This window comes from Stappia sp. WLB 29, assembly GCF_023507705.1.
Classification (GTDB): Bacteria; Pseudomonadota; Alphaproteobacteria; order Rhizobiales; family Stappiaceae; genus Stappia.
On record NZ_JALBGD010000005.1, the window covers coordinates 271865 to 285374 of the forward strand.

The following is a 13510-nucleotide window of genomic DNA, read 5'->3' on the forward strand; positions in this document are numbered from 1 at the left end:
TGGTGGCAAGGGCGCGTGCGCGTCAGGCCGCGCGTACGGTCTGCAGGAACTCGGCCATGCGCGAGCGCAGGATCTCCGACTGCTGCGCCAGCTCGCTGGCGGAGGAGAGCACCTGGGCCGAGGCGGAGCTCGCCTCCTGCGCGGCCTGGGTGACGCCGACGATGTTCGAGGTCACTTCGCCCGCTCCTTGCGAGGCCTGCTGGACGTTGCGGGCGACCTCGGTGGTGGTGTTGCCCTGCTGGCCGACCGCCGCGAAGATCGCTGCCGAGATATTGGACATGTCGTCGATCGTACGGCCGATGCCGGAGATCGCCTCGCTCGCCTCCAGGGTCGAGCTCTGCATCGACTTGATCTGCGCGGAGATCTCGGCGGTTGCCTTGGCGGTCTGCTCGGCAAGCCCCTTGACCTCGTTGGCGACCACGGCGAAGCCGCGGCCGGCATCGCCCGCGCGCGCCGCTTCGATGGTGGCGTTGAGGGCGAGCAGGTTGGTCTTCTCGGCGATCTCGTCGATCAGGCTGATGATGGCGCCGATCTGGTCGGCATTGGTGCGCAGCTCGCCCATCCGGTCGGTGGTGCGCGTCGCCTCGGAGACGGCGCGGCCGGCAACCTCGCGCGACTGCTCGGCCTGGCGGCCGATCTCGCCGGCGGAGCTGGCCAGCTCTTCCACCGCCGAGGCGACGGTCTGCACGTTCATCGCCGCCTGCTCGGCCGCCGCCGCAACGGACGCCGACTGGGAACTGGTCTCCTCGGCAGAGGCGGTGAGCGTGCCGGCCGCGGCCTGCAGCTCGGTCGCCGCCGACGAGACGATATTGACGATCTCGCCGACCGCATTCTCGAAGTCGTCGGCCATCCGGTTCATTTCGATCCGACGCTGTTCGGCCAGCTTGCGGTCGTTCTCGATCTTCTCCTCGGCCTCCTGACGCGCTTCCTCGGCCAGCTTGACTTTGAAGGCCTCGACCGCCTGCGCGATCTCGCCGACCTCGTCCTTGCGCTCGCGGCCCTCGATCTCGATATCGAACTCGCCGCCGGCCAGGCGCTGCACCATCGCCACCAGGCGGCGCAGCGGATCGGCGATGCCGAACTTGGCGATGGCGAAGCCGACGCCGATGCCGAGCAGGATGCCGATGGCGGTGACGATCATCAGCAGCCTGGAACTCGCCTGGTACTGGGCCGTCGCCTCGTTCTTCAGCTCGCCGACGCGGTCTTCCATGTCGCGGGACACGTCAAGCAGCATCTGCCGGAGGGCGTTCGTCCGCTGCTCGCTCTGTTGCAGCTGCTCGCGAAGCTCGGCCGTGGCTTCGGTCATCTCGAACCCCTCGACGCGCTGGGCCGCAGCCAGGGTCTGCTCGACCCCGCCGACAAAGGCCTCCCATTCGGCCGCGACCTGATCGGCACGGGCGCGCATGTCTCCGGTCGAGGTATCGCGCACACGGTTCAGCCGGTCCGAGAAGCTGGCGCGTTCCGCATCGACCAGCGCACGGATGCGCGCAATGGAGTCAGGGCGGGGATCGGTGCCGAGCTGGGTTTCGGCGCGGCCGACGGCCAGCACGTTCGCCCCGAGCGCGGCGATCAGGCGGGCGTTGGTGGCCTCCCGGTCCATGCGCTCGCTGGAGGCGTTCATCTCGTCCATGCCGGTGATGGCGATATAGCTCAGCCCGCCTGCAATGGCGCCGAGAAACCCGATGACGATGAGGATCTTGGTGATGATCTTCATGTTTGCCAGAAACGGCATGATGTTCTCCTGTCTTGATCGCCCGATGGGCAATGGATTCGGCCTTACGGCGCTGTCTTCCCTTGGAGAGCCGCCTGATTGTTCGCGTCCAAACCTGGATTTGGCTATGGGGATTCGCTGTAACGCTTGTTGAATTGGCGCAAACTGGCGAAGACTTGCTGTTTTTTTCTGTTGTTGATATAGAGTTTTCGAATGTATTTATGAATGTTCGGTTAATTGTCTGAAGATTCCGCAAGGTAAAATGGCAACCATGCCGGCTCTGAACTCGGAATTCGTACGGTTGCGTGATCTCGACAATAATGACGCTAGGGAATTTTCCATATTTCTGGGGAAAATTTGACGAGATAGTGATCCAACCTACGCAATCTATCGTACATCGCGGCTTTTCTTGAAGCGGCTTGCGACCGAACGAAAAAGGGTCGCTCGAGGGCCCCGTCATCTGTTTTCGCTCGCCTCCGGCATGCGCCGGGGACTTTGGAGGCGGCCGCGGCGCGCCTCGGGCGGCGCGGACCTTCTCTCCAGGAACTGCACCAGCTGCATACGCAGGCTCGAGGACTGTTCGGCAAGCTCGTTGGCCGAGCACGGCACCTGGCCCGAGGCGGAGCTGGCCTCCTTCGCGGCCTGGGTGACGCCGTGTAGTCGCCCTGCAGCCGTGCGGATGCCGCAGCGTTCGGAAAACGCGATCTGCTTGGCGAGAAAATGGTCCCCGACTCGCCGTCAGTCGATATTGCCGGGATGCCAGGGCGTATCCGTGATTTCCACCGGCGGGAGGTCGAGCGACAGGGCGCGTGCAGGGTCCGCATCCGCTTCGGGGGGCTGACCGGCGCCTGCGCCGGCTTGCCCGGGCGCGTCGGCCGGCAGCGACGGCGGAACGCCCTCCGGCGTGTCCCCGTCTTGCGCTTCACCGGCCGAGGTGGAGGGAAAGGGAGAGAGCGGTGCGGGCCCGTCGAGCTGCCAGATGCCGCGGCGCGCCTCGCGGGCGGCCTGCGCCGAGGTAAGGAGATCTTCGCCTGCGCCCTCGCCGGGGCGCGCCCACCCCTGCGCCACCATCCAGGCGGCAAGATCGATATCCTGCTTGCGGCACGTGGCCAGAACCACGCCGGCCGGCGTGTCCTGCATGTCCTGGCAGGTGACCGCGTGCCGGCGGACGAGACCGCGCAGGGCAGTGCGCGCCCGCATGCCGCAGGGCCAGGTGCCGCCGAGCCGCGAGGGGCAGGTCTCCGCCGGTCCCGGCGCGTCGATGCCGGCAAGGCGGATGGTCAGCTGCTTGGTGCGGAAGCTGCCGGCATCGATGACCAGCGGCTGGTGGAAGGTGATTTCGCTCGGGATCTCGCGCTCGGGAAGCTTCGGCGGCTCCGCGGCGACGCGCTTCAGCGGGCCGGAGATGCGCGGCGGCGGCAGGATGTCGGACGGCGTGACGTTGCGGATGGTGGACGGGTCCGGAGCATCGGGCAGCTGGACTGTTGCGGGCGCGGGAAGGGCGGCCTCCGGCTTCGCCGGCTGCTGTGCCGGTTGGGCGGCCGGATCGGGCTCTGGTGCGGATGCAGGCAGGCCGCCTGCGTCTGTGTTGTCCCCGGCGATGGCGGCCGTTGCGGACGGGGCCGGCGGCGTGGGGGGCGGGCTGCCGGGGCTGCCGTCTGCCAGCAGGGCCCTCAGCATTCCGTCGCTGCCATAGTCGATGGCGGCCGCGAGCGCGCCGGCGATCAGCACTGCGATGAGGAAGGTGCGTCCCATATCCGTTCCCGTTTGCGGTTTTGTTTGCCGTTCTGGCGCGGCGCGACCCTACTGACTCGCCCAGATGATCCGCGCCATCCAGGCGACCTCGGCGGCGGCCAACCGCTCCGGCGAGTCCTGCGCATCCAGCGGCGACAACTCGATGCGGCCGCGCAGGCGCCGGGCGAAGATGCGCGCCCTGAGCTCGCCCGAGGCGAGGCGCAGCGCCACCCGGTCGCCGCGCTGGATCGGCCGCTTCGGCGAGATGACGATGATGTCGCCCTCCCGGTAGAAGGGCAGCATGTCCCCCCCGGTGACACGGATGGCGCAGTCTTCGCAAGGGATCTCTGCAAGGCCCGCCTGCCCGCTGCCCGTGAGCACGGCCGGCAGGTCGCCGTCGTGGAAGAAGCCGCCGACCGCCGCATGGGCGCCGGTGGCGGAGCTGAGCTGCGGCAACGGCAGGCGGTCGCTGTCGGCTATGCCCGCGGACGCAGCGTCCGGATCGGGGTCGTTGACCAGCGCGACGAAGTCGGCAAGGTCGGAACGGGTGGCGCCGAGGATCTTGGCGATCGATTCCATCGACGGCCAGCGCGGCCGGCCGTCGGCAGCCGTGCGCTTCGATGGATTGAAGGTGGTGGGGTCGAGCCCTGCACGCCGGGCAAGGCCGGAGGGCGTCAGTCCGTTGCGACGGGCAAGCAGGTCGATGGCCGACCAGACGGTTTCGTGCGAAAGCATGGTTTGGCTCCGCTGCCGCCTGCCAGGGAACGGCCCTGGCCGGGCGGCCTGTTGCTGCGGCCGCCGCGGGGGCGGCCGGACGCCGGGGGCGGCCTGCGGCCGCCCGTCCCGCGCTTCCTGTCCGGGTTATCCCCGTTACGGGTATATATTCCTAATGGCGGTCGAGTACCAGTCTGGCCCGGCAACGAGGTGCCCGCTTTGCGGGCCGATTGCCCGTCTCTTGCCCTTGTCTGGCCGGCCCGCAGCCTGTAATCCGGCGCGCAAGCCTTCTTCACGCACAGGGACGGGCCGCCTCATGACGTTGATCTACAAGATTTCTCCGGGCAAGGACTGGCAACAGGCCGAGGCGCGGGGGCGGTTTTCCGGTGCGCCGGTGGACCTTGCCGACGGGTTCATCCATTTTTCCGCTGCCGATCAGGTGCGCGAGACCGCGGCAAAGCACTTCGCCGGGCAGGACGGACTTGTCCTCGTCGCGGTGGAGGCCGAGGCGCTGGGCGAGGGCCTGAAATGGGAGCCTTCGCGCGGCGGGGCGCTGTTCCCGCATCTGTACGGCGAGCTGGAGATGTCGGCGGTGCGCTGGGTGCGCGAACTGCCGCTGGGAGCAGGCGGCGCACACCTCTTCCCGGAGGCGCTGTGATGTTTTCCTCCGCCGTCGACGCGCTCGCCCGCAAGGCCCTCTTCTCGCTGGATGCCGAGACCGCCCACGGGCTGACCGTCAAGGCGCTGGCGAGCGGCCTGACGCCGGCCTGCAAGGTGCCGCAGGACGGACGGCTGGCAGTGACGCTCGCCGATCTCGCCTTCCCCAATCCGCTCGGCATGGCCGCCGGCTTCGACAAGAACGGCGAGGTGCCCGACGCGCTGCTGGCGCTCGGCTTCGGTTTCACCGAGATCGGCACGGTGACGCCGCTGGCGCAGGAAGGCAATCCGCGCCCGCGCGTCTTCCGCCTGCCTGCCGACCGGGGGGTGATCAACCGGCTCGGCTTCAACAACGAGGGCCATGCGGCGCTGCGCGCGCGGCTTGCGGCGCGGCGCCATCGCGGCGGCATCGTCGGGGTGAATGTCGGGGCCAACAAGGACGCGGCCGACCGCATCGCCGACTATGTCGCCGGCATCGAGGCCTTCGCCGATCTTGCCTCCTATTTTGCGGTGAACATCTCCTCGCCGAACACGCCGGGCCTGCGCGATCTGCAGGCGCGCGAGGCGCTGAAGGAACTGCTCGGCCGGGTGATGGAGGCGCGGGAAGCGGCTGCCGGCCGCCACGGCCGCGCGGTGCCGGTGCTGCTGAAGATCGCCCCCGACATGGACGAGGCGGGGCTCGACGACATCGCCGCCGAGGTGCTGGCCGCCGGCATCGAGGGGCTGATCGTCTCCAATACGACGCTGGCGCGCGGCGGCCTGACCGACCGCAAGAGCGCGGCCGAGGCCGGCGGCTTGTCCGGGCGGCCGTTGTTTCGCCGCTCGACCATCGCGCTCGCCCGCATGCGGCTGCGGGTCGGCCCGCGCCTGCCCATCGTCGGCCTCGGCGGCATCGACAGCGGCGAGGCCGCCTGGACCAAGATCACGGCCGGCGCCAGCCTGCTGCAGCTCTATACCGGCCTCGTCTACGAGGGGCCGGGTCTGGTGGGGCGCATCCTGACGCATCTTTCCGCCTGTCTCGACCGGCACGGGCTCGCCCATCTCGGCGAGGCGAGCGGGCGCAATGCGGAGGCCTGGGCGAAGGCCGACCCGGACGGGCAGGGGAGCGTGTGAGGCGCCTCAATAGGCGCTGGCGACGTCCCCCAGCTCCACGTAGACGGACTTCACCTGGCTGTAATGCTCGATGGCGGCATGGCCGTTCTCGCGGCCGATGCCCGACTTCTTGTAGCCGCCGAACGGCATCTCGATCGGCGTCAGGTTGTAGGTGTTGATCCAGCAGGTGCCGGCATGCAGCGCGCCGATCACCCGGTGGGCGCGGGCGATGTCGCGGGTGAAGACGCCGGCGGCAAGGCCGAACTCGGTCGCATTGGCCCGCGCCACCGCTTCCTCCTCGCTGTCGAAGTCGAGCACGCACATCACGGGGCCGAAGATCTCCTCGCGGGCGATGGTCATGTGGTCGGCGACGTCGGCAAACACCGTCGGCTCGACGAAGAGCCCGTCCGGAAAGCCCTGCACGGTGGCGCGGCCGCCGCCGTACACGAGCCGCGCGCCCTCGGCCCGGCCGGCCTCGATATAGCCGAGCACCTTGTCGAGCTGGGCTTGCGAGACCAGCGGGCCGGTGTCGACGCTCTCGTCCATCGGATCGCCGAGCCTTGCCCGCGCCGTGCGCTCGGCCAGCCGCTCGAGGAAGGCCTCCTTCAGCCCCTTCTGCACGAAGACGCGGGTGCCGTTCGAGCAGATCTGGCCGGAGGAGTAGAAATTGGCGTTGATCGCCGCCGACACCGCATTGTCGAGATGGGCGTCGTCGAAGACGATCAGCGGCGACTTGCCGCCGAGCTCCAGCGTCACGTGCTTGAGCGTGCGCGCGGCGATCTCGGCGACCTTCGTGCCGGTGGGCACCGAGCCGGTCAGCGAAACCTTGGCGACGTCCGGGTGCTCGACGAGATGCGCGCCGGTCTCGCCATAACCCTGCACCACGTTGAACACGCCGTCCGGCAGGCCGGCCTCCTTGAGGATCTCGGCCAGCTTCAGCGCGCTGAGCGGGGTCAGCTCGGACGGCTTGAACACGACCGCATTGCCGCAGGCGAGCGCAGGCGCCGCCTTCCAGCAGGCGATCTGGATCGGGTAGTTCCAGGCGCCGATGGCGCCGACGACGCCGAGCGGCTCGCGCCGCGTATAGGCGAAGGAGCCGCCGAGATCGATGTGCTCGCCGGTCAGCGTCGCGGCAAGGCCGCCGTAATATTCCAGACAGTCGGCACCGGAGGCCGCGTCCGCGATCAGCGTTTCCTGCAGCGGCTTGCCGGTGTCCAGGGTCTCCAGCTCGGAGAGCTCTCGGTTGCGGGCGCGCAGCAGGTCCGCCGCCCGCCGCAGCACCCGCCCGCGCTCGGCCGCCGGCGTCGCCGCCCAGACGCGAAAGCCGGAGCGGGCCGCGGCAACGGCCGCATTGACCGTCTCGGACCCGGCCGAGCTGAGCCGGGCGATCACCTCGCCGGTGGCCGGATAACGGTTCTCGATCGGACGCCCGTGCGGGTCTTCCTGGTAGCTGCCGTTGATGAAATGCGAAGCGGGGGGCTGGGCACGCATGAACTCTCTCCTGGCGGACACGAACGAAGGACTGTGGCGGGCAAGTGTGATGACCGTGTGAGGCAAGTCTACGGCGTCAGCGCTGTTCTGTCCGCCAGTTCGGATGGATCCACGGCTCCTTGTTGGAACGCGGCAGCGGCTCGCGGCCCATCACGTGGTCGGCGATCTTCTCGCCGGCCATGATCGAGGGCGCGTTGAGATTGCCGTTGGTGATCTGCGGGAAGATCGAGCTGTCGGCAACGCGCAAGCCTTCCACGCCGATCACCCGGCCCTGCGGGTCGACCACCGCGAGCGGATCGTCGGCAGCGCCCATGCGGCAGGTGCCGCAGGGGTGGTAGGCGCTTTCGGCGTGTTCGCGGATGAAGTCGTCGAGCTCGGCGTCGGACTGGACGGCCTCGCCCGGCTGGATCTCGCGGCCGCGATAGGGGGTGAAGGCCTCCTGGCCGAAGATCTCGCGCGTCAGGCGGATGGCGGCGCGGAAGTCCTCCCAGTCTTGCGGATGGGACATGTAGTTGAACAGGATCGAGGGCGGCGCCGTCGGATCGGGCGAGGTCAGCGCCACGCGCCCGCGCGACTTCGAGCGCATCGGCCCGACATGCGCCTGGAAGCCGTGCCCCTCCGCTGCCGCCTTGCCGTCGTAGCGCACGGCGAAGGGCAGGAAGTGGTACTGGATGTCCGGATACTCGATGCCGGCGCGCGAGCGGATGAAGGCGCAGGCCTCGAAATGGTTGGAGGCACCGAGCCCGGTGCCGGTAAACAGCCACTGCGCCCCGATCAAGGCCTTCGAGATCAGGTTCCAGTGCTTGTAGAGGGTGATCGGCTGGATGCAGGCCTGCTGGATGTAGAGCTCCAGGTGGTCCTGCAGGTTGGCGCCGACGCCCGGCCGGTTGGCGAGGACCGGCAGGCCGAGGGCGCTCAGCGCGGCGCCGTCGCCGATGCCAGACAGCATCAGGATCTTCGGCGAGTTGATCGACGAGGCGGCGAGGATCACCTCGGCCGAGGCGCTCACCCGCTCGATCTGCCCTCCGCGCCGGAACTCGACGCCGGTGGCGCGCAACCCGTCGAACAGCACGCGGGTGACGGTGACGCCCGTGAACAGGTGGATGTTGGGCCGCTTCAGCGCCGGGCGCAGATAGGCGTTGGCAGCGGACCAGCGCCGGCCCCGCCACACGGTCATCTCCATGTCGCCGAAGCCTTCCTGCTTCAGACCGTTATAGTCGGGCGTCGTCTCGTAGCCGGCCTGACGCCCGGCCTCGACGAAGGCGGCGTAGAGCGGATTCCATTTGGTACCGCGGGTGACATGCAGGGGACCGGATGTGCCGCGCACGCCGGCCTCGCCGCCATGGCTCGTCTCCATCCGCTCGAAATAGGGAGCGACGTCGGCATAGGACCAGCCGCGCGCGCCCATCTCCTCCCAGGTGTCGAAGTCGCGCGCATGGCCGCGCACATAGACCATGCCGTTGATCGAGGAGGAGCCGCCGATGACGCGTCCGCGTGGCGTCGCCAGCCGGCGCCCGCCCAAATGCGGCTCCGGCTCGCTCCGGTAGCCCCAGTCGTAGCGGGACATGTTCATCGGATAGCTGAGCGCGGCCGGCATCTGGATGAAGGGGCCGATATCCGTTCCGCCGGCCTCCAGCACCAGCACCTTGTTGGCCGGGTCTTCCGACAGGCGATAGGCGAGGGCGGCGCCGGCCGAGCCGGAGCCGACGACGATATGGGTCGCGTCCTGCATGGGTCTATCCGTTCCCCTTGTGTCCGGTGTCCGTGGCGGCCGGGCAGGGCGCGCCGAGCTGGCGCTCGACATAGTCCTCGACCCGGCGGATGGCGGTGCGCGGTTGCGGCGGGCCGTCGGCGAAGATGCGCTGCAGCCACAGCCCGTCGATCATCGCCGCCGTGCCCTCGGCCGCATGGCGCGCCCGCTCACCGGGAATGAGCGCGGCGAAGGCATGGGCGAGGTTGGAGACGAGCCGACGGTGGTAGATGCGCAGCAGGCGGCGCGTTTCCGCGTCGGTGCGCGCCTGCAGGTAGAAGGCGAGCCAGGCCGAGATCAGCGCCGGCTGGAACTGGGTCGGCGCGAAGCTGGCCGAAATCATCGCCGAGATGCGCGCGCGGGGCCCCCCCGCCCCGGCCATCCGCTCGCGGGTCTCGCGCGACAGGTCGGTCAGCAGGAAGCGCATGGTGGCGTTGAGCAGCCCGGCCTTGGAGCCGAAATAGTGATGCGCCAGCCCGCCCGAGACGCCCGCGCGCCGGGCGATCTCCGCCATCGTCGCATCGCCGAAGCCGCGCTCGTGGATCGTCGCGACGGTCGCGTCGATCAAGGCCTTGCGGCGATGGGTTTCCATTCCGATTCGCGGCATTTCCGCTCCGTTTCCAGCCCGCCCCGTTCGTCCTGAAGGTCGCGATCCGCTCCGCCCGAAGCCGGGCGGCATGTGCGGTCCTGTCCCTGGGATGCGCCGCCGTCCGAGGGGGTAGGCCGCAGGCGGCGGCCGCTGCATTGGTCCCCGGCGGCAGCCCGTCCAGCAGCCCGTCCATAAGGGCGTGCTGGGCGGTGGATGCGCTTTCCGGTCGGTGTCGGCCGGCGCGCCTTGCTCTTCAAGGAATAATTTTGATTGGCCGTTCAATCAATGAAAAAACGAAAAACGTGCGGGGAATTGCCTATTGCGTTCAAAAATGTTTTGATGCGCATCGAAACGGGCAGGGAGGTCCGGTTCGTTCGTGCCGGGCCCAGGCTGCCCGGCCGCAGCATCCGGCGAGCGCGTGCCGCGCCCCGATTGCTGCACCCCTGGCGATCCGTCGCCTCTGGCCACCGGCCCTTGCTGCCGGTGTGCGGGACCTCCCGCCCCGCCCTTCGAACCCCTGCGCGCCGCGCTTGCCGCGGATCGCGCGTCGGGACCTCGTGCCGCCGCGACCCTTGCGGCCGGCCCACCATCGGCGCATGCGGCCGTGCCGCAGCGCTGCAACCCCGCATGCGGGCCGGCTTCCGGCCGTCCCGCCCGTCAGGAGGACACAAGCTGATGAACACCCTTGCCCTGCGCTTCGGCGCCGCAGCCCTTGCCCTGGGCCTTGCCGCCCCCGCCGCGATGGCGGCCGAAGCCGAAGCTTGCAAGACCGTCCGCTTCTCCGATGTCGGCTGGACCGACATCACCGCCACCACCGCCACCGCCTCGGTGGTGCTGGGCGCGCTGGGCTACGAGCCCGACGTCAAGATCCTCTCGGTGCCGGTGACCTATGCCTCGCTGAAGAACAAGGACATCGACGTTTTCCTCGGCAACTGGATGCCGACCATGGAGGGCGACATCAAGGCCTATCGCGAGGACGGCTCGGTGGAGACCGTGCGCGCCAACCTGGAAGGCGCCAAGTACACGCTCGCCGTGCCGCAATACACCTACGACAAGGGCCTGAAGACCTTCGCCGACATCGCCAAGTTCAAGGACGATCTCGACGGCAAGATCTACGGCATCGAGGCCGGCAACGACGGCAACCGCCTGATCATCGACATGATCGAGAAGGACATGTTCGGACTGAAGGGCTTCGACATCGTCGAGAGCTCGGAGGCCGGCATGCTGTCGCAGGTCTCGCGCGCCGTGCCGCGCAAGCAGGACGTGGTCTTCCTCGGCTGGGAGCCGCATCCGATGAACGCCAATATCGACATGGCCTATCTTGAGGGCGGCGACGAGGTGTTCGGCCCCAACCTCGGCGGTGCGACGATCTACACCAACGTGCGCGCCGGCTATCTGGAAGAGTGCCCGAATGTCGGCAAGTTCCTCCAGAACCTGGAGTTCTCGCTCCAGATGGAGAATGAGATCATGGGCGCGATCCTCAATGACGGCACCGAGCCGAACGCGGCCGCGACCGCCTGGCTGAAGGCCAATCCGGGCGTTGCCGATGCCTGGCTCGAGGGTGTGACCACCTTCGACGGCGGCGAGGCCAAGGCGGCCCTGAACGGCGCCCTCGGCCTCTGACCCAAGCCGGACGCCCGCGCGCAAGCCTTGAGGGCCTCGCGCGCGGGCGGACCGCATTCGCCTTGCGGGCAGGACGGAACACGCCCGCACCAACGACAAGAACAGGACGGCGAGGCTGCGCGTGGACTGGCTCACCCAACACAAGATCCCCATCGGCCCCTGGGCGAAGGCCCTGGTCGACTGGCTCACCGCCAATGCCTACTGGGTGTTCGACGGCATCTCGGCGGTGCTCGAAACCCTGATCGACGGCATTCTCTGGCTGCTTCAGGCTCCCGGCCCGCTTGCGATCGTGGTCATCGCGACGGTGCTGGCCTATGTCGTGCAGCGGCGCGTCTCCTTCGCCCTGTTCGTCGCCGCCAGCCTGCTGCTGATCATCAACCAGGGCTACTGGACGCAAACGACGGAGACCCTGTCGCTGGTGATTGCCGCCTCCGCCGTGTGCATGACGATCGGCGTGCCGCTCGGCGTTGCCGCCGCGCACCGGCCGAAGCTCTATGCCGCGATGCGCCCGGTCCTCGACCTGATGCAGACGATCCCGACCTTCGTCTATCTGATCCCGGCGCTGATCCTGTTCGGCCTCGGCATGGTGCCGGGCCTGATCGCCACGGTGATCTTCTCGATTCCCGCGCCCATCCGCCTGACCCAGCTCGGCGTCTCCTCCACCCCGCGGCAGCTGATCGAGGCAGGCGAGGCCTTCGGCGCCACCGGCTGGCAGCTCTTGTGGAAGGTGGAACTGCCTTACGCGCTGCCGCAGATCATGGCCGGCCTGACCCAGACCATCATGCTGTCGCTGTCGATGGTGGTGATCGCCGCCCTTGTCGGCGCCGACGGGCTCGGCGTGCCGACCTTGCGCGCGCTCAACACCGTCAACATCGCGCAGGGTTTCGAGGTCGGCATCGCCATCGTGCTGGTGGCGATCGTGCTCGACCGCTTCTTCCGCAACCGCAACGAAGGGGAGGGCAGCCGATGACCGCCGCCGTTTCGTTCCGCAATGTCGACATCGTCTTCGGCAAGCGTCCGCACTCCGCGCTGCCGCTGATCGATGCCGGCCGCAGCCGCGCCGAGATCCAAGAGGAGACGGGCCAGATCCTCGGTGTCGCCGGTGCCAGCTTCGACATCGAGGAGGGCGAGCTGATCGTGCTGATGGGCCTGTCGGGCTCCGGCAAGTCGACGCTGCTGCGCGCCGTCAACGGGCTGAACCGCATCACCCGCGGCGAGGTGCTGGTGCACAATGGCGCGGCTTCCGTGAACCCGTCCGCCTGCGCGCCGCAGGAGCTGCGCGCGCTGCGCCGCGGCCGCATCGCCATGGTGTTCCAGCAGTTCGCGCTGCTGCCCTGGCGCACGGTGCGCGAGAATGTCGGCTTCGGCCTGGAGCTCGCCGGGATGGCCGGGCGCGAGCGCCGGCAGAAGGTCGACGCGCAGCTGGAGCTGGTCGGCCTTGCCCAGTGGGGCGACAAGTATGTGCACGAGCTGTCCGGCGGCATGCAGCAGCGCGTCGGGCTGGCCCGCGCCTTTGCCACCGATGCGCCGATCCTGCTGATGGACGAGCCGTTCTCGGCGCTGGACCCGCTGATCCGCGGCCACCTGCAGGACGAGTTGCTGGCGCTGCAGGACAAGCTCAACAAGACCATCGTTTTCGTCAGCCACGATCTCGACGAGGCGGCCAAGATCGGCAACCGCATCGCCATCATGGAAGGCGGGCGGGTGATCCAGCTCGGCACGCCGCAGCAGATCGTGCGCAAGCCGGCGAACGACTATGTGGCCGACTTCGTGGCGCATATGAACCCGCTCGGGGTGCTGCGCGCCCGCGACATCATGCGGGCGCTGGACGAGGGCGAGGCGGGCGGGCTGGGTGGCGCGGCGCGCTGCGCGCCGAAGACGCCGGTGCGCGAGGTGATCGCCCTGACACGGTCTGGCGAAGGGCCGGTGCTGGTCTGCGACGGCGACACGCCGCTGGGGCTGGTCGGCGAGGGCGAGATCCTCGACTGCCTGCGGTGAGATCGGTTGCTAGGGTCAGGACCCATTAATATGACAACAATGGCGTTCGATAGACCAAGAGCTGCGAGGAGAAGCCCGCAGTAACGGGCCGCCCCCCGGTCAACGGCTTCGACGCGGCAGGTCGACGGTCTATCGGACGTCCTGCGGACCG

11 protein-coding genes are annotated in these 13510 nt (G+C 68.8%); 5 read left to right on the forward strand and 6 right to left on the reverse strand.

Annotation, left to right across the window (positions count from 1 at the left end):
- Nucleotides 1-22: 22 nt before the first annotated feature.
- From MNI96_RS12320 to MNI96_RS12330, 3 genes are all read right to left on the reverse strand, one after another.
- The gene (locus tag MNI96_RS12320) at nt 23-1732 is read right to left on the reverse strand and encodes a methyl-accepting chemotaxis protein (protein ID WP_249693514.1); all 1710 of its coding nucleotides are present in this window, start codon (nt 1730-1732) and stop codon (nt 23-25) included.
- Between the two features lie 717 nt (nt 1733-2449).
- The gene (locus MNI96_RS12325) at nt 2450-3466 is read right to left on the reverse strand and encodes a thermonuclease family protein (protein WP_249693516.1); all 1017 of its coding nucleotides are present in this window, start codon (nt 3464-3466) and stop codon (nt 2450-2452) included.
- A 48-nt stretch (nt 3467-3514) separates the two neighbouring features.
- Nucleotides 3515-4180, reverse strand: a complete 666-nt coding sequence (locus MNI96_RS12330; protein ID WP_249693518.1) for a S24 family peptidase — start codon at nt 4178-4180, stop codon at nt 3515-3517.
- Nucleotides 4181-4475: 295 nt separating this feature from the next.
- On the opposite strand from MNI96_RS12330, the gene MNI96_RS12335 reads away from it, so the two are divergent.
- Together MNI96_RS12335 and MNI96_RS12340 are read left to right on the forward strand one after the other, a co-directional pair.
- Nucleotides 4476-4817, forward strand: a complete 342-nt coding sequence (locus MNI96_RS12335; protein ID WP_249693520.1) for a DUF952 domain-containing protein — start codon at nt 4476-4478, stop codon at nt 4815-4817.
- Nucleotides 4817-5929 (forward strand): quinone-dependent dihydroorotate dehydrogenase, encoded by a 1113-nt coding sequence (locus MNI96_RS12340; RefSeq protein WP_249693522.1) that lies wholly within the window; start codon nt 4817-4819, stop codon nt 5927-5929. The genes MNI96_RS12335 and MNI96_RS12340 overlap by 1 nt, the downstream gene beginning before the upstream one ends.
- Before the next feature lie 6 nt (nt 5930-5935).
- On the opposite strand, the gene betB is transcribed toward MNI96_RS12340, so the two are convergent.
- The 3 genes from betB to betI form a co-directional block, all read right to left on the reverse strand.
- Nucleotides 5936-7399: a betaine-aldehyde dehydrogenase gene (betB, locus tag MNI96_RS12345; protein WP_249693524.1), complete on the reverse strand. Its 1464-nt coding sequence runs from the start codon at nt 7397-7399 to the stop codon at nt 5936-5938.
- A 76-nt stretch (nt 7400-7475) separates the two neighbouring features.
- Nucleotides 7476-9131 (reverse strand): choline dehydrogenase, encoded by a 1656-nt coding sequence (gene betA, locus MNI96_RS12350; RefSeq protein ID WP_249693526.1) that lies wholly within the window; start codon nt 9129-9131, stop codon nt 7476-7478.
- Between the two features lie 4 nt (nt 9132-9135).
- Nucleotides 9136-9756 (reverse strand): transcriptional regulator BetI, encoded by a 621-nt coding sequence (gene betI / locus MNI96_RS12355; RefSeq protein WP_249693528.1) that lies wholly within the window; start codon nt 9754-9756, stop codon nt 9136-9138.
- Nucleotides 9757-10413: 657 nt separating this feature from the next.
- On the opposite strand from betI, the gene MNI96_RS12360 reads away from it, so the two are divergent.
- The 3 genes from MNI96_RS12360 (at nt 10414) to choV (ending at nt 13359) form a co-directional block, all read left to right on the forward strand.
- On the forward strand, nt 10414-11361 hold the full coding sequence (locus tag MNI96_RS12360; protein WP_249693529.1) for a choline ABC transporter substrate-binding protein: 948 nt from the start codon (nt 10414-10416) through the stop codon (nt 11359-11361).
- 121 nt (nt 11362-11482) lie between these two features.
- Nucleotides 11483-12331, forward strand: a complete 849-nt coding sequence (choW, locus tag MNI96_RS12365; protein WP_249693531.1) for a choline ABC transporter permease subunit — start codon at nt 11483-11485, stop codon at nt 12329-12331.
- Nucleotides 12328-13359 carry a choline ABC transporter ATP-binding protein gene (gene choV, locus MNI96_RS12370; RefSeq protein ID WP_249693533.1) on the forward strand — a complete coding sequence of 344 codons (1032 nt, stop codon included), beginning with the start codon at nt 12328-12330 and terminating at the stop codon, nt 13357-13359. The genes choW and choV overlap by 4 nt, the downstream gene beginning before the upstream one ends.
- Nucleotides 13360-13510 lie beyond the last annotated feature (151 nt).